The organism is Occallatibacter sp., from assembly GCF_035317045.1.
Classification (GTDB): Bacteria; Acidobacteriota; Terriglobia; order Terriglobales; family Acidobacteriaceae; genus Telmatobacter.
Genome location: NZ_DATHHT010000027.1, coordinates 116,065 through 141,792 on the forward strand (window position 1 = coordinate 116,065; position 25,728 = coordinate 141,792).

The window sequence follows — 25,728 nt, forward strand, 5'->3', positions numbered from 1 at the left end:
CGCCGCATGAGAATTGCAGAACTCAGTGACCCGCATGAGCGAGGAGATGTTCTTCCTTCTTGTCGCGCAGTTGAGCATCGATCCCGAAGGACCCTTGCTTGCTAAAAGAATGTCCGGTCAGCAATCCAATGACGAACCAGGCAAACAGAGCCGCACCGATGGAGAAAAGAATGTCTCCGGGGACTCTCATCCAGCGTAGAGTCTGCATGGAACCAGATTGCATGAATTCCGCGGAACGCGCGTACCAGGTGCCATGTTCTATCGACGCCCATGCCTGCAGCAGTCCCACCGGCAGCATGCTCAGGAGGACCATGAAGATCAAGCCCAGGTTTAGCGACCAGAAAGAGAGCTTCAATGGAGTCTCCTTCCACTTGCGACCAGGTTTCAGCGCACGGAGGCAGAACAGTGTGAGACCGAGACCGAGCATCCCGTACACGCCGAAGAGAGCCGTGTGACCGTGGACTGGCGTCAGGTTGAGTCCCTGGACGTAATAGAGAGAGATTGGTGGATTGATTAGGAAGCCAAAGAGTCCTGCTCCCACAAGATTCCAGAATGCGACGGCGACGAAGAAGTAGATGGGCCATTTGTAATTGGCGATCCACGGAGACTTCTTTGTCGGTTGCGCGAGGCGGATGTTCTCCCAAGCTTCATAACCAATCAGAGTTAGTGGCACAACTTCAAACGCGCTGAAGATCGCACCGAGGCCAATCACCGCCGGGGTTGCACCGGCAAAATAAAGGTGATGGAAGGTGCCGATGATCCCACCGGACAGAAAGATCGTTGTCGAAAAGAGAGCGGCCTTGGTTGCGGTGCGAATCTCGATCAACTTGAGCCGCGTGAATAGGAATCCGATCACAACGGTTGCGAATACTTCGAAGAAACCTTCAACCCAGAGGTGAACTACCCACCAGCGCCAGTATTCGGCTGTGACGAGATGGCTGCGCTGACCATACATCAGTCCAGCCGAATAGAAGAGCGGGATGGCAATGCTGGAAATGAGGAAGAGCGTCAGGAGCGCACGGTCTTCGCTCTTGCGAACGAGCGCGGGTTTGAGAGCCGCGACCATCAGGACAAGCCATAGCACCAGGCCAACGAATAGCAGGATCTGCCAGAAGCGTCCAAGATCGACATATTCATAACCCTGACTGCCGAACCAGAACCACATGTTGCCAAGGCGCTGCTGAATGCCCATCCACTCGCCGGCGAGCGATCCGCCAACGACGAGAATCAGAGCACCGAAGAGAGCATTGACGCCGAGAAGCTGATACTTCGGTTCGTGACCACTGACAGCGGGACCAACATAAAGTCCGGTCGCCAACCATGATGTCGCGATCCAGAAGATGGCGAGCTGCAGATGCCAGGTGCGGGTGACGGCGTATGGCAGGTACTTAGCGAGCGGAAATCCAAAGAAGGCCTGTCCCTCGACACCGTAGTGAGCCGTCAAGACTCCCATGAGAATCTGAACGCCCCAGAGAATCACTACCACATAGAAATATTTCAACGTCGCGCGTTGTGACGGAGTGGGCTTGAACTCGAGGAAGGGATCTTTTTCCGGGTAGGGGCCGTGAACGAGTTCCTTTTCCTGCGACGCATACCACCAGACAAGGCCACCAATTCCCGCGAGCAAACCGACGAAGCTGAGGACGCTCCAGAGGATGGCGCCGGATGTTGGCACATTTCCGATCAGCGGCTCATGCGGCCAGTTGTTTGTGTATGTAGTCTCGGATCCCGGACGATCGGTACTGCAGGCCCACGAGGTCCACCAGAAGAATGCTGCTAGTTGTTGTTGCTTTGCAGCGTTAGTCAAGGCACCACTGGGGATGGCGTACTCAGACCGGCCTTTTGCAAACACGTCGGTATAGTAAGTCCGAAGCTGTACGAATGCCGCGGCGCGGTCGGCACTTAGCGTGACGCGATTGTGCGAAGTGTCGTACGTATTGGTTCGCATCTCGCGAATCAGACGAGCCTTGAAGATCGCCTGTTGGTCGGGGTCGAGAGCAGCGAAGTTCGTCGCCCCGGCTCTGACGGCCCAGGTGTTCAGCAGGATCTCCGATTCGCGGTGCAGCCAATCCGCGCTCCAGTCGGGCGCCACGTAAGCGCCGTGGCCCCAGACTGTACCGATTTCCTGTCCGCCGATCGACTGCCAGACTCCCTGCCCATCGGTGATGGAGCTTCCAGTGAAAAGGAGCTGCCCGTCAGCGCTATACACGTCGGGGATGGGAGGGGCCTGGCTGATCATCTTTCTGCCGACTCCACCGAGAACAATGAAAGATCCAATGATGACGATGGCCAGTGCCACCCAATATCGCTTGTAGGACATGATTCTCCCTCACTCAATCAAAACGAAAATAGCGCGAAATGCTCCGGGAAAGGCCGAGAGCGAAAGGAGCGGCCTCTTTGCCAGGCAAGATCTCATATAACCGGAAAATCGAAGGAAGTAAGGCCATCGAATTTCCCTGTTGAAGCAGTTGCACTGATGCAACAGTAGCGTTGAGTCAAGGGAAATTCAGGGACTTAGGTCACTATCCGGCGGTAATAGTTCAAAAAGACCGAGATTCATCATCCCAGCAAGAAACGAGCCGTGGTGTGATTTGAATCACACCACGAGAAGCGGGACCGCTCCTGCTTTGCCGGTGACTTCCATCCGGAAGTACGGTGTCCATAGGCTTTTCAATGGTTCTCTGTAAACGCGAAGATGTTTCCGTCGGGATCATGGATAAAAGCAACCCGCTTTTCACGTCTCACCGCAAATCCCTGTTCCAATGCCTGGCGCCCTGCTTCGTCGACGTTGGATACCAACATCCAGAATTCAGTCGGACGAGTAGCGTTCGCATGGTCGAGTTCGATCCACTGATGAGTTTTGCTGGAGATGTGCATCCGGATTTCGGATTTCTCATGTGGCTCGTCAAATCCGAGTCCGGATTTGTAAAACCTCTCCAATGGGGCCAAGCCAGGAGTGGAAATGCGAATTCCAATCAACTCGTTCGAGATTCTATGCTCACCCAAGTGTTTCCCTCGGTCCACGAAATGAAGGGAGCCTGGCATGTACTGCGTAAACTCGACGACCCGTTCCTCTGGATCCTTGAGAGAGAAAATCAGATTGCCGGCTCCGGCTTTGACTACGGGTGATGGTTTCAGGCCGCGGGCAGCATACGATGAATTCAGATCGTTCAGCGAATCGGATTCATAGCAGACGTGCACCCATCCCAGCGGCTGGTGCGCGTCGACCCGGGGATAGAGTTCTATGAATTGATGGTCGTTGATCTTGACGAAGACTTCTTTCGTTGTTCCGCCGCTGGCAAGAGAAAACGACTCTTCGAAACCGAGACGGCGAAAGAAGTTTCGCGCACTGTCGAGGTCTGAGACGCGAAGCGCGATATGAGCGATACCATCGACTTGCGGGGTCTGTGAGAAGCAATCGAGGGATCTGAAGAGGAGGACAACAACTACCAGCTTGGTTGTCCAACTTGCTCTCATAGCGATCGCTCAACTCTCTGATGACGTTCTGCTTTTCGTACTCAACCGCGCGTGCTGTTCACCTCCATCGACAAGTCGTAATCACATCTAGCGCAGCAGCGCCGTAGCCGCCCACAGGATCGGGGCTTGCCCGTGATAGTCGCCAGTTCTGCGCATGCGGTTCAGGTAATACTCAAGATCGTTCTGCTTCGAGGTGCCTTCACACACGCTCGTCACATCGCTGTTCTGATCGATGTATCCGGTAACCGCGATCCACGCTTTCCTGGCGGCGGGCCCGTAAGTATGTGAATCGAGCCAGCCGTTTTTTACTCCCGTGATCAAGGCAAAGGTAAACATCGCCGACCCGGAACTCTCCGGCCATGCTTCATCGTGATCGATCAACTGACGCCACATGCCATCATTTCCCTGATAGCTAAGCAGGGCGGCCATCATCGTTTTGTAACCGCGCATGATGCGAGCACGCTGGGGATGGTCTGCCGGAAGATCGCGCAGCATTTCCGCCATTCCGGCGGCGACCCAGCCATCGCCCCGAGCCCAGAAGAATGGAACATCGGGAGCGTGGTAGAAGAGGCCGTTTGGCTGCTGCAGTTTGTCGAGATAAGCGACCATCTCCTGCGCGTCCCGGTCCAGGTATTTCTTGTCTTCTGTAGCTCGATAGGCTTCCAGCTGAAGAATGGTCAGCATATACATATCGTCGATCCAGTAGCGAGTTTCCGATGAAAGCCCGTCCGGCTGAGGGTTTTCCCCTTGACGGTCGGCATTCTGCTTGCCGTAGTCGAGATACTTCTGGTCCTTAGTCTGCATACCAATCTCCAAGGGAACGATGCCGAATATTTCGTCATCCACATGTCTGCGTGGGCCGATCAGGCTGGTCTCGGATCCGCCCGGAAGCAGTGGGTCGAAGCGCTTGATGAGTCTGTCCCTCAAATCAGTATCGGAAGTCAATTTCGCGAAGGTCAGCGCGCCATACCAGGTGCCAACCTCTCCGTAAAAGATCGTTGAATGCTGGTGAGGGCTAGTGATGAAGTGCTCTGCTAGTTTCTTTCCAACCTCTTGTGGAGATCGCCCAGCCGGCCAGTTGCTGAAGTAGTCCTGTTGCGCACAGGCGACGACGGACCAAGCGGACAACAGCAATGCAACGGTCGCGAACTTCATGCGAGAACTCATTATGTCTGGCTCCTCATCCTCTTATTAAGGGGGATTTGCCCTCTGCTGAGAATTGCACCGGCACTGAAGCCAGTGTGTGTAGGTTTTACTTCAGACTTACAGGGTCTTGTCATCGATGCTGCTCAGGTTTGTATCGGAGGCGGCCCGGCTCCATCCGACGCGCAAGTTTTTCACGCCGTGCAATGCAAAGGCGCCCTCAGCTCCGCGTGGGGCAGAGATAGCGAAGAAATCGGCGCGGTCAACATCGTTCAAATAGAATGCTGGCCGTGCGTCTGGAGTCGAGTTCGCAATCTCCACATGACTCATTTCCAGGTTGCGCACGTGGCGGAGGAAGAATCCTGTGGCCGGGATCACACCGAAGCGTCCAGGATCGGGATAGTTGTCCTCCTGCTCGGTGGGCTGCGCCTTCGCGTCGTCGGCTGTTCCACCCCCCGCAGTCTCTATATAGATGTTGGAGAACTTCAAGTCTTCGATGGCATGACCGGGGATGCCGGTGATGATCGAACCCTGGCGCTGCGGTGCGTTGAAGCAGGCAAGATTGCTGACCAAGATACGCTTGATGGTACCGGCTTTGGTGCTGTCTTTGGGCCCGCGCAGGCGCGCACCGAGGCGGATGAAGAAGGGAGGCGCCGCCAAATCGCGCATAGTGGTGTTGGTAATGGCGAAATCTTCAAGCAAAGCGCCGTCGACTGATTCAAGCGCGTATCCGCAACAACCCTCGAAGACGCAGTTCGAAATGGTCACATTGATGAATCCGCCGTTGGACTCGGTGCCGCACTTGATGCGGCCCGTGCGGGGAACGTGAATGTCCGGTGCGAATTTCTTGAAAGTGCCGTCCAGTACGGTGCCAAGTTCGTAATAGCCGGTCACCCAGCAATTCGTAATGGTGAGATTGCGCGTCGGGCGCGCATAGCCCAGGGCATAGCTTGATTTGGGGCAGATGCCGTCGTCCCAGGGCGAATTGACGGTACAGTTTGAGACGCGCACGTTCTGGCAACAGTCAATGTCGATGCCATCGCGATCGGTATCTATCTTGAGGTTGTCGATGGTCAGATTGTCGACGCCGGTAAGAAGGAGACCGAAGTGGCCTGCTTTGAGAATTGAAAAATCCCGCAACAGGACGTTGTAGCAATTCTTCAAAGCGATGGCCTTATTCCCAACGCCGGCTTGCTCAGCAACATAGATGGGATAGTTTCCGCGAGCGACGCGACTGGCGCCGAAGCTCAGTCCTTTGCCGTAGATGAGCCCTGGTCCTGTAATGCTGATGTCGTGGATGCCTTCGCCCCATAGCAGCGAATTGTGCCAATGATTGTGACCGTAGTCCTGAAAGGCATCCCATTCTGTATTGGGTTCCGCGGAATCATAAGCGCCGCCGTTGTAGCCGGTCTGCTGGCCTGGCGATGGTGAATCGGCCGCCAGGATGGTGCTTCCCTGGTCAAGAACGAGGTGGACCTGGCTCTTCAGGTGGATTGAAAAGCAGAGATAAGTTCCGGATGGAAACAGAACGACGCCGCCGCCCGCAGCAGCCGCTGCTTCAATGGAGCGATTGACGGCATCGGTATCCAGCGTCTTGCCGTCTCCTTTGGCGCCGTACTTGCGCACATCAAAGATTCCGGAGGCTCCCGGGGCAATGCCCGTTCCTTCTTGAGCCGAGGCAGCAAAAGACGCAATGGGTATCGCGGCGGCCGCGACCCCCATGCCTCCGGTGCGAAGAAAATCCCGGCGCAACGCGTTGAAATGCTCCATCCGACTTCTCCTTAAACGAATTGGTGCTCGCTACTTGTATTTGGTTGTGAAGGTGTCAGCTTCTTGATTTAACTCGTCCACACTTGCATCGCGCGAATAGAGGATTATGCGGTAATGGAAGACCGCAGTCTGGTTCTTTTCGATGGTGAAATTAAACGCTGGCTGCTTTGGATCGAAGATGCTGCGCCCCAGAGGATTCGCGGCGAACAGTCCATATCCTCGCGCGTGCCAGTAGGTTGGGTAACCCGGGTTATTCGGGCTGTCGAATATTGCAATGGTCACCGTGTGGTTTCCGGTGCGCCCAGTGAGGGAGCACCATCGCCCTTGTGTCGCCCAGGCGGTTTCTCCTTTGACGCCCTCGCTGGTGAGATACACGCCGGTAGCATCGCTCGTTTTGCCAGCGTCTACTTTGGTGGGCCGCCCGTTTGCATCGATGAAAATGCCGCCCTTTTCATCTGGCGATTCGAGCCAGTGGGCGACACGCATGCCGAGGAGACCTTCCTTGTCGTCGTTGAAGACGACACGGTCGAGAGCCTTGAGAGTCACTACCTGATCGATTACACGGGCGTGGTTACGGCTCGAAAAAATATAGCGCGTTGTTTGCTCAAGAATGGGCTGGTTCTCTCCAGTAACCCAGGTCGATTCGACGACCAACTCCCCGGTGTCAGTGCCGCTCCTGGTGGACAGAATCTTTTTGAAAACAACGCTGCCCATTTTGGCGCGACTTTCCGGCTTGATGGCATCGGAGTTGTTCCAGAAGTCGAAGCCGTTGGCATTGCCATAGTTGAACCACAGGCCTGCATGGTGCGGGTGGTCCACGCGTTCCCCTGGCTGCGGATCGAGCGGAAAGCCACGGGTGACAGTGATCCCTTCGTCGGAGACCAGCGGATAGAGAACCGGCTTTTTGAGTGAAACCGGCCAGATGTAGGAGGTGAAGGGCTGGCCGTCGATGGTGATGTCGACGCGCCGATGGGTTTCGTCTGCGACCACCCGTACGCCGTTGGCGGATGTGGCGGAGCTTGAAACGGCAAGTAGCATTGTGGTGGCGACAAGTACCGGCACAGCCATGCTACGCATAAACCTTGCCTCCCACCATCACTTGCTGGGTCTTGTCGTCGAAGGTGACCTTCTGGCCGGTCTGGATGGCGGCGACACTCATACATAGTGCGATGGAGTGACTATATCCAGCCTCGATAGGCGCATTGGGAGTCTTGCGGGAACGGACGCACTCCATCCAGTTGCGCATGTTGGCCGAGGTTTGTGGATCGCTGTGGGTGTCGGCATCGGTCGAGACTGACTCGGCCTTCTCAACGAGAGAAAAGCTGGACAGCAGGTTGGGCTTCATTCCCATCTCGGCGGCAGAACGAGCAGTAAGACCGCCGGCGGGAGTCACCGTTTGCTTGTCCATGTCGATCATGCCGCCGTTGGAGTAGTAAAGTTCCTTGACGCCGCCAGCGGAATTTGTGAATCGCGAGGTGTATTGCACCTGGAAGCCTCTGGTGAGATCGTCGAGCGGGCCGTAGTCGAACACGGCAGTCATCGTGTCCCAGTTCTGGCGGCCATCTTTCCACAAATAGATTCCGCCATTGGCAACCACACTGCGTGGATGGGGCAGGCCTGTGAACCAATGCACAGTGTCGATCTGATGGACAAGCCACTGATCCGGGATACCGGATGAATAGGGCCAGAAGAGACGGAACTCGAGATATTTTCGAGCGTCGAATGGTTCGTAGGGTCGGTTGAGCAAATAGCGTTTCCAGTCGGTGTCCTGTTCCTTCAGACGCGGCACGACGTCAGGACGGCGCCATCGGCCTGGCTGATTCACGTTCCATGTCATTTCGACCATCACGATTTCGCCGAACTGTCCGGACTTGATATATTCGGCGGCTTTTTGATAGCTCGGCGTGCTTCGGCGCTGGGTTCCGACCTGAACGATTTTTCCGGTCTTTTTGACGGCGGCAAGAAATTTGCGAGCGTCGTCCATGGTGTGGGCGGTCGGCTTTTCGACATAGGCATCACGGCCGGCGTTCACAGCTTCAACACCGTGCAGTGCGTGTTGGAAGTCAGCGGTGGCGACGAGCACCGCATCGACATCTTTGCGTGCGTAGAGTTCGTCGTTATTGCGAACCGCATCGATGGTGCCGCCACCGATCTTCTGAATATAGGCCACGCCCTCTTCGCGGCGACGATTCCAAATATCGGAAACAGCAACGAACTCAAAGTTCATCTCTTTGGAGTGCTGAAGGAATGCGGGAATCAAGGCGCTCTTCATGCGATCGCCGCAGCCGACGACGCCCACCTTGACGCGGTCATTGGCACCCACGATGGCGGCATAGCTTGAGGCATTCCACGAGACGGCGGTAGCTGCAAGCAGCGCGCTGCTGCCCTTCAAAAAATCCCTGCGATTTGTGTCTTTGACTGCCATGAATCTCCTTGATTCCTTGACGGCTTCACTCAGGAGAGAATTGCGGGACGTCGGGTGCTCCACGACTTACAAGCTTCGAACTTCCGCTGATGAATGCAAATCGAAGCAACGCTCGGACAATATCATCTGAGCACTCTCTTCTGCCAGACGCAACGATTCTCCTCGCAAGTTGGTTTAGATACAAGTTGGCGCGGATTCGCGTTTCGATAGGGAGATCAGGATGATGTCCCGGAAGTAATTCTCGTGCCATTTGTGCCAATCCTGCACCTTGTTCCGCATTATTGGCAGCGAAGGAAAGAACTAGAAGATGAGCTTTACGCTTCCCTGGAAGACTCTGGCTTGGTTGAGAGGTGTAGTCGTGGTCGAACCGACCTGGCCAAAAGTCGAAGACGTGAGGACCTGGTTCGCACCTAGCGAACCGAGACCAAAGTCGGGATGGTTCAGGACGTTGAAAGCCTCCAGACGAAAATCCATGGCAAGGCTTTCGTGGATTGGAAATATCCGGGAGATTTGGGAGTCGAGCTGGAAGTACGGAGGTGTCCTGAAAGCGTTTCTCCCGACATTCCCGTATGTTCCGAGTTGCGCGCAGCCATTTAGGTTTGACCCGCACGGAGCGGTAACCTGGGCGAATGCAGCCGGGTTCAGATATTCACGGTTTGCTTCACCGCTGGCTTTGTTGAAATTCACCTTATGGTAGGGGCTGACTCCAGGCACTAGATTAGGGCGATCAAGATTCACATCGGTGAGGGAGTTATCCTGCCCCGAGGTCACGTTGAGGGCAGCGCCCGACGTAATATGCATCAGCGGCGCAAGCTCCCAATTGTTGATGAGAAGCCGCCCGGCGCGGTTGAAGCGATGAAAATTGCTCTTGGCGACAATTACAAGGTTTACAACGTTTTGATAGTCGAAGCCGCAGGGACCATAGTCCAGGCGGGGATTACTCGGATCTTCGACATTCGTGCCGGCAAGGTCACCCTGTCCGTCGGCCTCGTCCAGGCATTTTGACCATGTCCAGTTTGCCAGCAGGCTGAAGGTGGACGAAAGGCGATGCTGCAGGGTAGCCACCAAGCCGTTGTAGTTGGCTGTGCCCTCGTCACCCACTAGGGCCGAACCAGTGCTACCTCCTCCAATCTGGTTGCCTTGGAGCGGATTCGCAATCGTGACTGCAAAACGTGATGCCTGGTTCTTCGTGGTGGAACAGTTTGTTCCAGCTGCGCCGGGTTTCACCGCGGCCGGACCTGTTGTAACAATTCCAGAGCAGCCGGTTCCACCTGCTCCCCACAGTCCCGCGATGAAGATCGCCGGACTAAGCAATGTGCCGAGCGGGTCGTGCCGGGTTGTGTTGCCAATGTAGTCGAGCTGCGCTTGCCAGCCGAGCGGGAACTCATGCTGGGCGCTCAGTGTCCACTGGATCGTGTATGCCGCGTGGAATTGGTTGGGCATCACAATGTATTGGGATTGAGGGAAGAATTGCGCTTGCGCTGGGGTGGGCACACTCGGCTGAGGGAAAGGACTTGTCGTGATGGAACCGACAGACCAGGGTGCGCTAAAACTAAGCGGCCCGGATGAGGACGTTTGCAAGTTGCTGATGGCGGTGGCAAAGGGTGGGTTTTGCTGGACTCTCTGACCGGTGAAGAAATTGGGTTGGTCATATGCCAATTGGGCCCCCACGCGAACCACTGTCTTGCCGTCGCCGGTCGGATCGAAGGATGCTCCGACGTTTGGAGAAAACTGCCATGGTGAACTCTTCGTAAACCCCCGAGGAACCCCCTTGTCCCCAAAAAACAAGAAACCCGCTGGCGCATTGGGGTAGACACTGCTGACGGTGTTGGACAAAAAGTCCGCCATATTGAAGACGCTTCCGCGGTTGAAGTAATCGACGGGCATGAAATTTGGTCCCCAGCGCAGGCCAGCAACAAGCGTCAGCCGCTTGGCGGCGTGGTAGGTGTCTTGAACGTACAAGCTGGGAACGGGGCCTCGCAGCGCGTTCTGTTGTTGTTTGCTCTGTTGGAAGGCGCTCATGGTTCCCTGGAGAAAGTCCAGACTCTGATCTCCGATGACAGTTCCTCCGTTCGGCCCGCTCCCGCTGTATTCGCCGTTGAACGTGAAGATGCCGTTGGATTCGTACGCATTGCCGATGTTGAGCTCGTTTTGAACCCATTCCCCGCCGAAAGCAAGTTGGTGTTTGCCGCGCACCCAGGTGATGTCATCGTCGATGGCAAGGGTATTGTCGTTGAAATGGGAAACCGAATTTGTTCCGCCGCCGATATTGAATTTGCCTTCGGCCATTTGCAGTCCATTCTTCACGGCCTGATAGAGATCGACGCCGAGGGTTGCCGCGTTAATGTCATTTGCGGCATATCCTCGGTTATTTACACGCCTCATGATCGTGGCATGAGCGGCGTTTACAACATTTGACGAGATAGTGTATGCCTCACCGAGCGTGAAAGATTGCACCCGTTCGATGTTTCCGGATTGGGTGGTGATCAGGATGTTGGTTGGAGAAAAGAACGCGGGAGCCTGGTATCCGTCGATGAAGTACCGAGCGTAAAGATTGTTCTTTCGGTTGATCGTGAAGTCTACTCGCGTAACAAACTGGTTATCGAACACCTCAGATGGGATGGAATAGGAAACAAGTCCGCAGCCCTTTGTGTCGACGGTGGGATCGATTGCGGGCAGGAACTTTTGCAGCGCCAGTGCTTGCGCATTAAACGTGGGAGCGGTTGGATAAATGTCGCCGGGCAACGCCGATCCGGTGAGCGGGTCGACTAACTGAACGAGTTTCCCAGATGCTTCGCAATTGGGTCCGTCTGTGACTGAGAAATCGCCAGCCAGGTTTGCCGCGGTGGGAACAAAAGCCTCGGTGCTCGCCTGCGATTGGTCCGCCTTGGTGTGCTGATATCCGGCGAATGCGAACATTTTATTGCGCTTGATGGGCCCGCCAAATGTTCCGCCGTATTGATTCTGGTGCAGAGTGTCCTTTGATGTGGAATAGAAGTTTGTGGCATCAATGAAGTTGTTTCGGATGAATTCAAACGCTGATCCGTGAAATGAGTTGCTCCCGGAGCGGGTAACTACATTCACGTAGCCTCCGGTATGCTGGCCATCCTGTGCACCCAGCACCGAGGATTCAACGCTGAACTGGCTCACCGCGTCGGGAAAAGGAAACGGAAGGTTTCCATTCCCCATGTAATCCTGGTTGTCCCCGCCATCCAGCCGCCAAAGCGTGGTATTCCCATTGCCGCCTGCAACGGATACCGAAATGGTCTGGTAAGAGTACTTGCTCCCGGTAAAGTCGCCTGCGGGCGCCGAATTGGAGCCACCGGAAAGAGTGATCAAAGCTGTCATCTGGCGGCCATTCAGCGGCATCTCCGTGACTGCTTCCTGGTCGATCGTCTGCTTGAAAGAGGCGTCCTCTGTCTGCAGCGAAAGACCTTCAGCCTGGACCTCTACCTTGGTTTCCGTAGTGCCCACAGAGAGCGTGGCATTGATTGCGATGCTGCTGCCGACTTCGAGGACGATACCGTTGGTCACCTCGGTCTTAAAACCTGGAGCCGAGACTGCCAGGTCGTAGGTGCCGATGGGCACGCCGGGAAATACGTAGACGCCTGCGTTGTCGCTCAGGCCTGTGCGCGCCACGTGAGTCGACCTATTTGTGAGGCTTACCGAGGCCTTGGCAACGACAGCACCGGACGTATCCGTGACCGTCCCTTGAATGTTGCCGGTTCCGGCGATCTGCGCTTCGGCCTTAGTGGTAAACAGAACAACGGCTGCGAAGCCCAGGAGGATCACATGGCGAGTAATCGCCCTATGAGCTTGTGAGCACATGCGTTGCATTAAAGCCTCCAAAACTTACTTTGCTTTTTCGGTCTCTGGGGAAACCCGACGCTGGAGAGTGGTCCGACCACTCATGTCCGCAAAATATTTGCAGGTACCTTCAAGGCTTGTCAAGATTTAAATGAGAATGGAGCGGGTGGAATTGTGTGGCCCGGAACGAACTGCATGTGAACCTGGCTAAATTCAATAGTTCGAGGGGTTGGACCAAATATTCTGACCCTCGGTTTCACAAAGCTGTTCCTGCTCTGCAACGGAGTGGTTGACCACTTGAAGGTTGAAGAGTATCAATGCCTCGTCAGTTTGAGGTTTTCTTTGGGACATCTTTGTAAATTGCTCTCGATTGTCCTGTTTGCTGTGTTCGCCATCGCACAGAAGCCGGAGTTATTCGCGCAGCAATCTTCCGCGGGAATAACGCGCGTGGTTCTCAATGCATCGCGCAACGACGGGGATCTTGCGAATACGGGACGCGACCCCCTGAATCTCTATCTGGACGATCTCGCTTCAAAGTACGAATCAGATCGCGCAGCTTCGATCAGGGCAATCGGAACCCGCACCGAAGCCGAAGCTTACCAAGACAAGGTTCGAAAGCAGTTGTTGTCCTTGATCGGTGCACTGCCTGAACGCACACCTCTCAATGCCAGAGTTCTCGGAGAATCGAAGGCAGATGGGTTTCGCGTTCGCAAGGTGATCTTCGAGAGTCAGCCCGATTTTCCGGTGTGTGCGCTGCTTTACCTTCCGGATGAGGCTTTTGACGGGCTGCGGCATCCGGCCGTGCTAATTACTCCCGGTCATTACCCCACCGGCAAGGCGGCCGATGCCGATACCGCCGCCACGTTTGCGCGTAATGGCTTCGTCGTTCTGTCTTACGATCCTATCGGCGAAGGGGAGCGCCTTCAGTATCCGAACCCTGCAAACCCGGGAGCCACTCTGGCCGGAGCACCGACCGGAGAGCATGCCGAAGCCAGCCTTCAGCCGATGCTGATCGGGGACACATTTGCTCGGTACATGGTCTGGGATGCGATGAGGGGCATCGATTACCTGCTTGGACTCCCCGAGGTCGACCCGAAGCGTATAGGCGCATTTGGATGCTCAGGCGGCGGGACCATTACCGCTCTTACGGCCGCTTTGGACAAACGGATCGCCGCAGTCGGAGTTGCGTGCTATATCACATCCTTCGACACGTTGCTTCCCACTCTCGGCCCACAGGATGCTGAACAATCGAGCCCGCGGTTCATCTCATCCGGTTTTGACTTTCCCGACTTAATCGACCTTGCAGCGCCGCGTCCTTACGCAGTCATTTCCACTTACTCCGACATGTTTCCGTTTGCCGGAGCCCGTGCAAGTGTCGCCGAGGCTCGCCGATTCTATTCTCTTTTCGACCCTGCGGATGCCGGAATTCAAAAGAACACAAGGTCAACTTCGAATCTTCAGATTCCTACCACGCCGGCGTTGAATGCTGACACGACCAATCTCGTTGCACCCGAAGCTGCGTTGCAGTTCATTACGGGCCCGGGCCGTCATGCCGCTCTCGAGCCGATCATGGGTGACATCTTGAGCTTCTTCATGCGCAACCTCGAACCGGGCGCCAACGCGGACAAGCCGGCCCTCACCGCCTCGCGGACCAATGAAGCTAACAGATCTGATCCAGCTTCAAAGAGCCTCTCAAGAAAGGATTTCCAGGTAACTCCGACGGGCCAGGTGCAGACGAGTTACCCAGATTCTGAAACGGTGTTTACCCTTAATCGCGAGCGTACCGCAAAGCTCATTTCTCCCAGGCTGCAGGTACTGACGAGCAAGGAACTAGCCCAAGCCATTCGGGAAGTGACGGCGGCAGATGCAAAGCCCGGTTCATCAACGTACGACGATAAGATGCTGGCCAATCGGCCTGGGCATTTTGTCCTTCCATCACGCGACGGGATTGAGTTGCAGGGCGACCTTGCCATTCCCGCGAATCCTGGTTATCATCCGGCGGTCATTCTTCTCGTGCCCGACTCAATTCACGGCGACAACCCGATTGCTCGTGCTAACAAGTCGAAATTCGACACGTTGGCCACTGCCGGCAATGTAGTCGTGGCGATCACTCCTCGGCCTTCGCCTCCCGGGCACGACCAGGCGAAATCTCCACTACTTGGCCCGTTCTACTTGTTGAGCCTGCGCGCCGACCTGGTTGGGCGCACAATCGTGGGTATGCGCATTGATGATGTAATTCGCACCGTTGACTACGTTTCCAATCGCCCCGACGTTAATCCTGCAAGTATTTCTGCCATGGCAACCGGCATCTGGGCCTGGTCCTGATTCATGCCGCAGTTCTCGATCCCCGACTGAAGCACATTGAAGTCGATCATGTGCTGGCGAGCTACCGCAGCCTGGTCAATGCGCCAGTGACAATCGGAGCGCCAGAAGATGTGATTCCCGGAGTCCTCCTCCACTACGACATTCCTGATTTGGCGAAGGTACTTGGGCCGCGACTAACGTTGCCTTTTTCGCTCAAAGGGACTGACGATCTGAGCCAGGGCTCAACACGGATTGATGGCACCGAGCGTTAGGAAAGTCAAGTTTGCGCAGGGTTGGCAGCAGAACCAGGGGAGGGAAACGGGTCGTCAATGCGCGTGCGCATTTGCTCGCGACGATTTGCGTTTCGGAGCAGCAGCCGCGGCGTTTCGGTCCGCTGGACGTTCCGCGCCCTGAGCAGTTTGCGCCAATCGCAGGTGTTCTTCCATTAACTTTCGAGCTTCCAGCGGATTCCGTGTGCGAATTGCGCGGTAAATCTCCCGATGCATTTCCGCGGACTCCCGCAGGTCCGTTGCACGCTCCACAGTCTTGCGACGCTTGTCGTACATTGACGACGTCACTGTCTCCATGATCGCGGCGAGGATGGGATTGGCCGATGCCTGCGCAATGATCCGATGAAAAAGCACATCATGAATGAGGTAGTCGGCTGGGCTGGACAGAGCGGCAAACATCTCCGCCACCTCTTCGGCAAGCGCGGCATGGTGCACGTCTTTTCCGCGCTCCGCTGCAAGGGCGGAAAGGTTGCATTCAAGAATGATCCGCGCTTCAAACATCTGCCAGGTTTGAAAGCCGTGAAGAGCTCCCATCCAACTGAGAGACGCCTTGCCGAAATCCGGTGGCCCATCGGCAACAAAGGTTCCAACCCCGTGCCGGATTTTCATCACACCCATGGCTGCGAGGTACCCAATACCCGTGCGGAGACTGGCGCGGCTAATCTTGAGCGAACGAGCAAATTCGCGCTCCGGCGGGATTTTGTCGCCCGGCTGCAGCACTCCTTTTTCAATCAGTGAACGAACGTGGTTAACCACTTCCATCGTTCGGTGGCTGTTGGGCGATTCGTGGATTCCAAGTTGCATATCGTGCAAAAACCTTCTAAAACCTGAGAATTTGGGGTAAGACCAGATTAGCACCGAACGTATGCCTTCCGGTTGGAAACCCATCCAACTCGCAAGGAAGGCGATTGCTATATAGAGTATAAAACTAGTGGTCTGACCTCTGACACGCCAATGGACGACACATAGCTCCGGTGTTTCTAGACCGAAGCAATGTCCATCACCTTTAGCCGCTTTCGAGAAGATGGAGATATTGGTTGGGGCTGTCCGCCTCAACGAATAGAGACTTTCGCGCCCGCCAGCTTTGTAATCTCCTGGCCTTCCTCGGCATGCACGACGACGCTGCCGCCAGACACCTCGGCATATCCAATCGTGAGCCCCTTGCGGGCGCTGATCTTCACATTGTGCATAATCACGCCGGCGATCGGCGCTTCCGGTAAACCCACAATTACGCCGGCTGATTCACTCCCCGTGGCGATCACGTTTTCCAGTGTGATGTTGTGGAAGTGCGGCGTCAATCGAGTGATGGGCTGCGCGGCTTCTTCTTCGGATGGCAGAATTTTAGGATAGTACTCGCTGATGATCAGCGCGTTCTCCACGTCTTTCATCTCAATATCGCGAAAGAACAGGTCGCCCACATCGTTGCCGCGATCCCGATTTGACTTGATCCGTATGCCGTTGTCGGTGCCCTCAAAGTGAATACGCTCGGCCCGAATGTTGCGGACGCCTCCGGCAATCTCACTTCCGATTGAGAGGCCGTGTCCATGCATGAACGTGCAATCGGTAATGAAGATATCCCGGCTCGGATCGTCCGGGCCGGGAGAGTTGATTGGGCCCGACTTGATTGCGATATCGTCATCGCCAACGTCGGCATAGACGTGATCAATGCGAACATGCGAAGACGAAAAGGGATCAACGGCGTCTGTATTCGGAGAGTTGGGCGGTGCCAGAACTCTTATGTTTCGAATCGTCACATCGTCGGAGTAGTACGGGACCACCTGCCACATCGGCGAGTTCTGGACCGTGATTCCCTCCACCAGCACGTGCTTGCAATGATCGAAGATGATGAGCTTCGGCCGTGGATGCCCATTCCCCAAAATGCCATGATCTTTGAGGCTGCGTGCCTCAAGCCACCAGCTTTCGCCCGCTCCATCAATCACGCCGTCACCCGTGATCGCTACATCGTTGGCATTGGTCGCGCTCACGAGCGGTTGCAGATCGGGAAGATGAAATTCGATTTGGGGTGGATAATCCTCGTGATTGGAGGAGCCAAGCAAGGTTGCGCCCTTATCGAGATGGAGCGTGACTTTATTCTTCAAAATGATAGGAGAGCTGAGATAGGTGCCAGCATCGAGACTGACGATTCCGCCTCCTCCGCGCGCGCATACATCGATCGCTTTCTGAATTGCGGCGGTGTCTTTGGTTACTCCGTTGCCCTTGGCGCCATATGTTCTTGGGTCGCAGTTGGCGGAAGCATGGAGAGAGCCCGGTGAAATTCCAATGCACACCGCAGTCAAGATCACTCCTGCGAGTTTATGGCGAAGTAAAAGATCTTCTGGAATCACGAGAATCCTCGAGGACATCCGTTTCTGTGCAACAGATCGTACGCATGATTTCTCAAGTGGTTCTGCCACATCGCGAGATTACTTCATCTCGCCTTGACGTGCGAAGGAGCAGGCTCCCATAGAGGACGCTGAGACAAACCAGCCATCGGGAGATAGACTGTGCGCAAGCGCAGCACGCCCGGACGAAACAGGTCTGGCCTGTTTTCAGAGAACACCCGCACCAACTTCGAACGCTGAAGAAAGTTTAGGCTAAGCACTCCCAGAACCTGGAGGTTCATCCCTTTCATGTTGCACCGCAAGATTGCAGAGAAAGAATCCAGCAGAAGCGGCAACACGTTCCACAGTCTCTTGATGATGTGGGCATTGGCGATGACCATCACTGTTTTCGCGCATGCCCAACCCGATGCGAGTATCGCCGAATTGCACCGCCGTTTTATGAATCCACCAGATTCCAGTCGGATCATGATGCGCTGGTGGTGGTTTGGACCTGCCGGGAAAAAGGAAGAGCTGACCAAAGAGCTGGAACAAATGAAGGCGGCGGGCATAGGCGGCGTCGAGATTGCCAATCTCTATGCGCTTGCCCTTGATGACCCCTCAAAGGGGTTCCGAAACACGCCGTTTCTGTCGCAGGAACACCTTAAGGCACTCCACTTTGCAGTTGCGGAAGCTCGGCGTCTAGGCCTTCGAGTTGATGTGACCCTTGGCAGCGGCTGGCCCCTTGGTGGTCCAACCATTCCGATCACTGAGGCCGCAGGCAAACTTCGCGTCGAGTCTCGCCCTGTCGATCCGGGCGCGACTTCTGCATTGGCTCCGTTCATCGATCAAGGCGAGGCTCTGCTTTCCGGATTCATCGTTGCACGATCTGCGTTGCCGGAAGACGTCGCCCACGCAGAACCACTTCCACAGCCCGTTGACGGTTGGTATTCGTTCCCATCCGCTTCCCAATCTCGCGCTTTGATCTGCTTTGTCTCCAGCCGTAGCGGTATGACTGTGAAACGCCCGGCAGTTGGTGCCGCCGGGTTTGTTCTCGACCACTACGACAGCGCCGCAACTGAGCACCATCTTCACTCCGTTGGCGACGAGCTTCTTTCTGCTTTTGGTAATCAACCGCCTTACGCCGCCTTCAGTGACAGCCTGGAGGATTATGGATCGGATTGGACTCCAGCTTTGCTCGCTGAATTCCAACGGCGGCGTGGGTACGATCTTCGTCCTCATTTGCTCGCATTGATAATGGACACCGGGCCAGACACTGCCGCGATTCGGCACGATTGGGGCAGAACACTTACTGAGATGGCAGATGACAATTTTCTTAAACCACTTCAAGCATGGGCGCATGCGCATTCCACACAATTCCGTTCGCAGACTTATGGGTTCCCTCCGGTGACGCTATGGAGCAACCGCCTGGCCGACCTGCCGGAAGGTGAAGGCAAGGCCACTTTCAATATGTGGCGGGAGTTTTCCGATACTCGTTGGGCTGCGTCCGCAGGTCATCTGTTTCATCGGCCCGTTATCTCCTCTGAAACCTGGACATGGCTACATTCTCCTGCTTTTCGAGCGACGCCGCTGGATCTGAAGGCGGAGGCGGATCTGCATTTCTTGCAGGGCATCAACCAGCTTGTAGGGCATGGATGGCCGTATTCACCGCCTTCGGCTACCGAGCCTGGCTGGCGCATGTACGCGGCTGCGGTACTCAATTCGCATAACCCTTGGTTCTTTGCAATGCCCGATCTTGCTCGATATCTGCAGAGGGTGAGCTTCGCGCTGCGCCAGGGAAAGCCTGCCAACGATGTTACGTTACTGCTGCCCAATGATGATGTGTGGGCTTCTTTCAAAGCTCAACTCAAGCAGCGATCGTCGCCCACGAGCACTGCGGGCTTTGACGAAACAGGATCGAATGTGAGCATCGATGAGTCGATGGACAAGGCGCTTGGAAAACAGGTCATCGCGCAGATTCTCGATGCCGGCTTCAATCTCGATTTCATCGACGCAGACACCATTGACCACGCTGGAATTCCCTATCGCGCACTGATCTTGCCAGATGTGAACAGATTGCCGGTTTCGACCTATGAGAAGATCGTTGGCTTTGCGCGCAGAGGGGGCATCGTAATTGCGACCCGGCGTCTGCCGGCCACAGCCCCAGGATTGATACATGCCGATCAAGAATCGGCGCGGATCAAAGAACTATCTCAGCAGTTATTTGAAGGAGATGTTCCTACCGCACATTTTCTTAAGGATGAAACGAAATTGGGTGCGGAGCTGGCGGCCGATACGCCCCCTGATTTGAAGCTGTCTTCACCTGCGCCGGAGATTGGCTTCATTCACCGGAAACTCACGGGCGGCAATCTGTACTTTGTGGCGAATACGTCGAACAAGCGAAAACAAGTGCGAGCACAATTCCGCGACACCGCAAGTCGTGCTGAGGAGTGGGACGGGTTTTCAGGCGCGATTTCTGGGATTCGTGATCCACGCAGTATAGAGCTCGATCTGGCGCCTTACGAGTCGCGCCTAATCTTCTTTGGGGAAGAGGCCATTGCTGCGCCTCTGGAAGTGAAAAGGAACGAGACCGCCGAACTCGACCTTTCGCAGTCGTGGAAAGTGACATTCGATGGAATTGGACTTTCAATAGAGATGGATCGCCTCGCATCGTGGAGTGAAGACACGAGAACGAAGTTTTATTCGGGCCTAGCAACTTACCAGAAAATCTTCGATTTGCCGCACGAGGAATTGAGACAAGGGACAGAGTTCGTACTCGACTTCGGGCAAGGATCCAAGCAGAATCTTCCTTCTCCCCCGGGAGAGCACAATATGAAGGCCTATTTGGAGGGGCCCATTCGCGAGGCTGCGCAAATCTACGTGAATGGCAAACTTGCGGGTGTGGTTTGGCGACCGCCTTTCCGCCTCGATGTCACACCCAATCTGCGCGAAGGCGAAAACGAACTTCGGATCCTGGTTGGCAATACGGCAATCAACTTCATGGCAGGCCGGCCACAGCCGGATTATCGACTGCTGTGGGAACGCTACGGCAGGCTTTTTACGCCCCAAGATTTGGAGAATCTACAGCCTTTGCCTTCCGGTATTCTCGGCCCCGTAACACTGATCAAATCGATTCCGCAGTGATTGTTGACATCTTGATGAGCGAGAACCGCGCAATGCACACCCGGAACTATTCTGTCTTGGTGTTCGCTCCTACTCGAATGACTGCTTGGAAGGCGAGTTTCGGCTGTCCGCTGCGATCGAAGAGCAATGGATAGCTGGTGCGACCCTTCACTGGCCAGTTATTCCGCCATGAATCCGCGTCGGTTACACCCCATAGCGTGACCCTGGTGACAACATCGCGGTGCTTGGAAAAGACGCCGAATAGGTCGGCATATCGCTTTGCGAGTTCCTGCTGCACGGATTGCGGCAATCCGTTGGCGTAGGGGTTGAGCTTCGCATCCTGTTCAACCTTCAGCGAGACGTCGGCGGTTTGCTGTTGCGTAGCAGGAGGCAACACGTCGATATCCAGTTCCGAGATCACCACCTTGACTCCGAGTTTCGCGAAGTCGGAGATCGTATCATCCTCGGTCTCAACCGAAGGTCCTTGCAAACCGAGGTGCCCTTGCAGACCCACGGATGTGACTGGGATCCCCGCAGCCTTCAGCCTCGTAATGAGTGCGAGTGCGCCCTTGCGTTTTGCCTCATTTTCCAGCGAGTAGTCGTTGTAGGTAAGCTGCGCCTGAGGGTCGGCTTCGTGCGCGTACTGAAAGGCCTTCGCAATATAGTCTTCGCCGATGATCTTCATCCACGACGACTGGCGCAGGGTCCCGTCCTCGTTTAGCGCTTCGTTGACAACGTCCCAACTTTGAATGCGGCCCTTGTAGCGACCAACAACTGTTTGAATATGGTCGTGCATCCGCTTGAGCAGGGTTTCGCGGTCGACGAAGCTTCCTTTCTCATCGCGGAAAACCCACGCAGGAACCTGGCTATGCCACACCAGGCAATGGCCGACGATGAACATATGGTGCTTCTCCCCGTAGGCTACGTATTGGTCCGGAACTTCGAAGGAGTAAGTTCCTGGCGCAGGATGTACGTTCTCCCACTTGAGCACGTTCTCCGGCGAGATGGAGTTGAATTGCGCTTCGATGATCGCGTCCCCGCGGCGGTCCTGACCGGTGATCTGCAGGGCGTTGATTGCCGCGCCCACCACAAAGGCGTTCTTGTAGGCCTCTTTCAGAGAAGTGGGCTCCTGTGCTGCCGCCGCCGCAAGCGTGATGAGGAGTGCCGCTAACACCGCCAGACCAGCCGTTGTCCGCGTTTTCGTTGACATGATTCTTCCTTTTCTGAGCCTTTTGATGGCTGGATAGTGAGCGCCTACGGGGCCGTGTGTGGAACGAACGCCTTGCGCCGTTCGGATAGCTCGTTCGCGATCTTCTGGTTTCCTTCGCGCGAGATGGGATAGAAAAACAGGCAGGCAGCTACTGCGAAGAACGCGAGGCCCGCATAGATGCTGGCGGTCAAGAGAATACCGGATTGTGCATGTGCCGATTGCACGTCCGCCCCGGAGACGAATCCGTAAAACGAAAAGAGCCAGCCGGCAATGGCACCGCCGAGAGCGAGACCCGCCCATAGGGCGAAGACGACGGCGGCAGTAACTGTACCGCTGGCGCGACGGCCCGTCTTCCATTCACCGTAGTCGGCAACGTCGCCCATCATCGCCCAGATGATGGGGCCCGACAATCCGTAGGCGAACTGGCGCAGCACTTCCACAGCGATGATCGTCACGGTGGCGCTGGGAGGAATAATGAACAGCGCCATGTTGAAGATGCCCGACAACAACATGCTGCCGATAAAGAGCTGGCGCTTGCCTACCCGGACCGATACAGCCGTGGAACAGGCGACGCCAACAAGCAGTGCGGCAAGGCCGAATCCGTTGAACCATGCGAAGAGGTCGACGTTGCCAGCAACGAACCGGAAATAGGGCAGCATGACGTTGCCGCGTATCACGATGGCCGTGAAATAGAACAAGGTAGCGAGAAACAGCACAACCCAGGGGCGGTTTTTGAAAAGGTCGGAGAGGTCCTGGCCGAGATTGGTCTTCTGTTGTGGATCGGGTTGGATGCGCTCCTTCGTAGCGAAGAAGGCAACGATGAAAAAGATGACGCTCAAGGCAGAAAGCAGACCCATGGTGTACTGGTATCCGCGCGCGTCGTCGCCGCGGCCAAAGAACCTGACCATCGGGATGGCGAGGCTGGCGACAATAAAGCCGGCGGAGTTAGCGGCGATCTGCCGGTACGACGCGATGCTGGTCCGCTCGTCGGGGTCAGAGGTCATCACCGCCGTAAGTGAGGCATATGGCACGTTGTTGATGGTGTAGATCACTCTGAGCAGGATGTAAGTGGTCCAGGCATAGATGATCTTTCCGGCTGGACTGAAACCGGGCGTGGTGAAGGTGAGGACGCCAATGATGCCGAAGGGCAGCGCCGACCACAGCAGCCAAGGCCGGAACTTTCCCCACTTTGTGCTGGTACGATCGGCGATCACGCCCATAACCGGATTGAGACACGCCACACTCAGGCCGACAACAAGGAAGAGCGTTCCTGCCTGCGCGGCCGTGAGGCCGAACGTGTGGGTGTAGAAGTCCAGTTGCAGCGCCAACATAGCCTGGAAGACAAAATTGGCCGCCATGTCGCCCAGGGCGTAGCCAGACTTCTCTCCAAAGGAAAGTTTTTCGATCATCACTGCCTCGTCTTCCGCCAGTGTTCCGGGACGGACTACCGTGTCACTTGTAAAGTCAACGTCTGAAGATCGGCATCGCGTGAAGAATTGCCGATCATAATTGCGAAATCTCCGGGTTCCACGACGTACTTCATGTTCACGTCGAAGAAGGAAAGCAGCGCCGGCGTGATGTCGAGCGTAACCGTGGTGCTCTCGCCAGGCTCGAGCCACACCTTGCGGAAGCCCTTGAACTCCTTAACCGGACGCGTTACCGAACTCACCAGATCGCGGATGTAGAGTTGCACCACTTCCGCACCAGCGCGCTTGCCAGTATTGGCGACATCCACTGAAACCTGCGTCGATCCATCTGTGCGAATCTTCTTTTTTGTGAGTCTTGGGTTGGCGATCTTGAAGCTTGTGTAGCTCAATCCATACCCGAACGCATAGAGCGGCGACACATCGTCGAAGAGGTATCCGCGCCGTGCCGACGGCTTGTAGTTGTAGAAGACAGGCAGATGACCAACTGAGCGAGGCACCGAGATTGGCAGCTTGCCGGCAGGGTTGTAATCGCCGAAGAGCACGTCGGCAACTGCATGTCCGGTCTCCTGTCCGAGATACCAGCACTCGTAAATCACCGGGACATTCTCTGCGACGTAGTTGATGGAGAGCGGCCTACCGTTAAACAGGAACACGATCACCGGCTTACCCAGCCCGAGCATCGCTTTTACCAGTTCCTCCTGGCGTCCAATCAGGTCCAGGCTGGTGCGATCGCCCATGTGATTGAGTCCCCATGCCTCGCGCGATGTCTGCTCGTTTCCACCAATCGCCAGCACGATCACATCTGCCTTGCGCGCCACACGCACCGCTTCTGCAATTGCCTTGCGGTCCTCTTCGGGATCGCTGGGCACAACTGCATCCTGGTTCCAAGAGCCGCCAATCGTTATCTTGCATCCCTCGCTGTAGAGGACCTTCATCTTCTTGCCGGCCTTGGCCTTGATGCCGTCCAGCACCGTGACGTTGTGCTTCGGCACGCCGCTGTATCCGCCCAAAAGGCCACGATCCGCGTTGGGTCCGATCACCGCGATGGTCTTGATCTTGTTCAGATCGAGAGGCGCCAGGCCATTCTCATTCTTGAGCAAGGTGATGGCTTCATGGGCCGCTGTCAGCGCGAGGGCGCGATGCTCATCGCAACCGACCACACGGTCCGCCTCTTCGGGATCGACATAGGGGTCGTCGAACAATCCCATTTCGAACTTCCAGAAAAGCATTGGCGCAACCAGATCATCGAGCTGCGATTCCTTCAGCACGCCTTTCTTGACCAGTTCCACCAAGTGCAGATAGCAGTCCGGATCAGGCAGCTCGATGTTGACGCCTGCCTGAACAGCAAGGGCACACGACTCCTTCTTATCTTTGGCGACATTGTGGCCGTGCGTGTCCGGGCGGTAACCCAGTTCCCAGATAGCGTAATAGTCCGACACAACAAAGCCCTTGAAGCCCCACTGCTTGCGCAACAGGTCTCGCAGCAGCCACTTGTTGGCGTGGGATGGAACACCATCGATTTCGTTGTACGACGCCATCAGCGTCACTGCTCCCGCTTCGCGCAGAGCTTCCTTGAATGTGTAAAGGAAGGTTTCCTCGAGAACCCGCAGCGATACATTCGAGGGAGCGCAGTTCATGCCTGACTCTGGTTGCCCGTGTCCCACAAAATGCTTCAGCGTGGCCAGTACATGCTGCTTGTCCCTGAAGTTCTTCTCTCCCTGGAAGCCGCGCACTGCCGCGATTCCCAAACGCGAAACCAAGTAAGGATCCTCTCCGTAAGTCTCTTCGACACGACCCCAGCGAGGCTCACGAGCCACATCGACCACCGGCGTCAGTGCGTGATGCGCGCCGCGCAGACGCGCTTCCAGAGCCGTCATCGTGAACAGCGACTCCACCAGCGCCGGGTTGAAGGTGGCTCCCAGCGCAATGGGTTGCGGGAAACTGGTTCCCCCCGGAGCCGCGTGGCCGTGCAGACACTCCTCATGGAACATCACCGGAATTCCAAGTCGGCTGTTCTCGAGGAAGAACTTCTGGATGGCATTGGTCAGTACGGCCATGCTGCGAGCGTCTTTGCCGCCGCCCGCGTCGCTTGGCCGGCCCACTTGTCCCAGTCCGCGGCCATTGCGAAACGACTTCTTCGCCTTCTGGAAATCGAAGTTTCCCTCCGCATCCAACATCGTTGCGGCTTTCGACTGCCATACGCACATCATCTGTGCTGCTTTTTCTTCCAGCGTCATCCGCGCAATGAGATCTTTCACTCGCCTGGAGGAGGGAAGTTTGGCGTCTTTATAGGGGGAAGAAGCTTTGCGGGCGGATAGGGCTGCTGCGGACTTCTGCTTTTTCATGCGATCCATTCCTGGGGGTTCATGCTCGCGGCAATGCACGGCAATTGAGTGAGAAGGGCGCAAGCTTCCGCGACTGATAACAGTCACCA

Annotated in this window: 15 protein-coding genes; 3 read left to right on the plus strand and 12 right to left on the minus strand. The window is 55.8% G+C overall.

The features are described from left to right. Window positions 1-22: 22 nt before the first annotated feature. The 7 genes from VK574_RS13525 to VK574_RS13555 form a co-directional block, all read right to left on the minus strand. Window positions 23-2,320 carry a nitric-oxide reductase large subunit gene (locus tag VK574_RS13525; RefSeq protein WP_472800372.1) on the minus strand — a complete coding sequence of 766 codons (2,298 nt, stop codon included), beginning with the start codon at window positions 2,318-2,320 and terminating at the stop codon, window positions 23-25. A 350-nt stretch (window positions 2,321-2,670) separates the two neighbouring features. Then, on the minus strand, window positions 2,671-3,477 hold the full coding sequence (locus VK574_RS13530) for a VOC family protein (RefSeq protein ID WP_472800373.1): 807 nt from the start codon (window positions 3,475-3,477) through the stop codon (window positions 2,671-2,673). A gap of 87 nt (window positions 3,478-3,564) precedes the next feature. Next, window positions 3,565-4,632 carry a glycoside hydrolase family 88/105 protein gene (locus tag VK574_RS13535; protein WP_472800374.1) on the minus strand — a complete coding sequence of 356 codons (1,068 nt, stop codon included), beginning with the start codon at window positions 4,630-4,632 and terminating at the stop codon, window positions 3,565-3,567. Window positions 4,633-4,740: 108 nt separating this feature from the next. Further along, a complete protein-coding gene (locus VK574_RS13540) occupies window positions 4,741-6,390 on the minus strand; it encodes a rhamnogalacturonidase (RefSeq protein WP_472800375.1) in 1,650 nt (549 codons plus the stop codon). 30 nt (window positions 6,391-6,420) lie between these two features. Then, window positions 6,421-7,467, minus strand: coding sequence for a DUF6807 domain-containing protein (locus VK574_RS13545; protein ID WP_472800376.1), 1,047 nt, complete (start codon window positions 7,465-7,467; stop codon window positions 6,421-6,423). Beyond that, the gene (locus VK574_RS13550) at window positions 7,460-8,815 is read right to left on the minus strand and encodes a Gfo/Idh/MocA family oxidoreductase (RefSeq protein WP_472800377.1); all 1,356 of its coding nucleotides are present in this window, start codon (window positions 8,813-8,815) and stop codon (window positions 7,460-7,462) included. The genes VK574_RS13545 and VK574_RS13550 overlap by 8 nt, the downstream gene beginning before the upstream one ends. A 300-nt stretch (window positions 8,816-9,115) precedes the next feature. After that, the gene (locus VK574_RS13555; RefSeq protein WP_472800378.1) at window positions 9,116-12,652 is read right to left on the minus strand and encodes a carboxypeptidase-like regulatory domain-containing protein; all 3,537 of its coding nucleotides are present in this window, start codon (window positions 12,650-12,652) and stop codon (window positions 9,116-9,118) included. Window positions 12,653-12,964: 312 nt separating this feature from the next. Here VK574_RS13555 and VK574_RS13560 point away from each other — a divergent pair, with 312 nt between their 5' ends. Both VK574_RS13560 and VK574_RS13565 read left to right on the plus strand, forming a co-directional pair. Next, complete coding sequence (locus tag VK574_RS13560) at window positions 12,965-14,947, plus strand: alpha/beta hydrolase family protein (protein WP_472800379.1); 1,983 nt, start codon at window positions 12,965-12,967, stop codon at window positions 14,945-14,947. A 50-nt stretch (window positions 14,948-14,997) separates the two neighbouring features. Next, window positions 14,998-15,198, plus strand: coding sequence for a hypothetical protein (locus VK574_RS13565; protein WP_472800380.1), 201 nt, complete (start codon window positions 14,998-15,000; stop codon window positions 15,196-15,198). Between the two features lie 54 nt (window positions 15,199-15,252). Here VK574_RS13565 and VK574_RS13570 read toward each other — a convergent pair whose 3' ends face one another. After that, the gene (locus VK574_RS13570) at window positions 15,253-16,020 is read right to left on the minus strand and encodes a FadR/GntR family transcriptional regulator (RefSeq protein ID WP_472800381.1); all 768 of its coding nucleotides are present in this window, start codon (window positions 16,018-16,020) and stop codon (window positions 15,253-15,255) included. Between the two features lie 248 nt (window positions 16,021-16,268). After that, window positions 16,269-17,519: a glycoside hydrolase family 28 protein gene (locus VK574_RS13575; RefSeq protein WP_472800403.1), complete on the minus strand. Its 1,251-nt coding sequence runs from the start codon at window positions 17,517-17,519 to the stop codon at window positions 16,269-16,271. A 327-nt stretch (window positions 17,520-17,846) separates the two neighbouring features. Here VK574_RS13575 and VK574_RS13580 point away from each other — a divergent pair, with 327 nt between their 5' ends. Continuing rightward, on the plus strand, window positions 17,847-20,678 hold the full coding sequence (locus VK574_RS13580; protein ID WP_472800382.1) for a glycosyl hydrolase: 2,832 nt from the start codon (window positions 17,847-17,849) through the stop codon (window positions 20,676-20,678). A gap of 46 nt (window positions 20,679-20,724) precedes the next feature. Here the strand turns inward: VK574_RS13580 and VK574_RS13585 are convergent, their stop codons facing one another. From VK574_RS13585 to VK574_RS13595, 3 genes are read right to left on the minus strand one after another with little or no spacing between them, the layout of a single operon-like run. Beyond that, window positions 20,725-21,867: an endo-1,4-beta-xylanase gene (locus VK574_RS13585; protein WP_472800383.1), complete on the minus strand. Its 1,143-nt coding sequence runs from the start codon at window positions 21,865-21,867 to the stop codon at window positions 20,725-20,727. Window positions 21,868-21,911: 44 nt separating this feature from the next. Further along, complete coding sequence (locus VK574_RS13590) at window positions 21,912-23,276, minus strand: MFS transporter (protein ID WP_472800384.1); 1,365 nt, start codon at window positions 23,274-23,276, stop codon at window positions 21,912-21,914. A gap of 35 nt (window positions 23,277-23,311) precedes the next feature. Next, on the minus strand, window positions 23,312-25,639 hold the full coding sequence (locus VK574_RS13595) for a glycoside hydrolase family 3 N-terminal domain-containing protein (protein WP_472800385.1): 2,328 nt from the start codon (window positions 25,637-25,639) through the stop codon (window positions 23,312-23,314). Window positions 25,640-25,728: the final 89 nt, after the last annotated feature.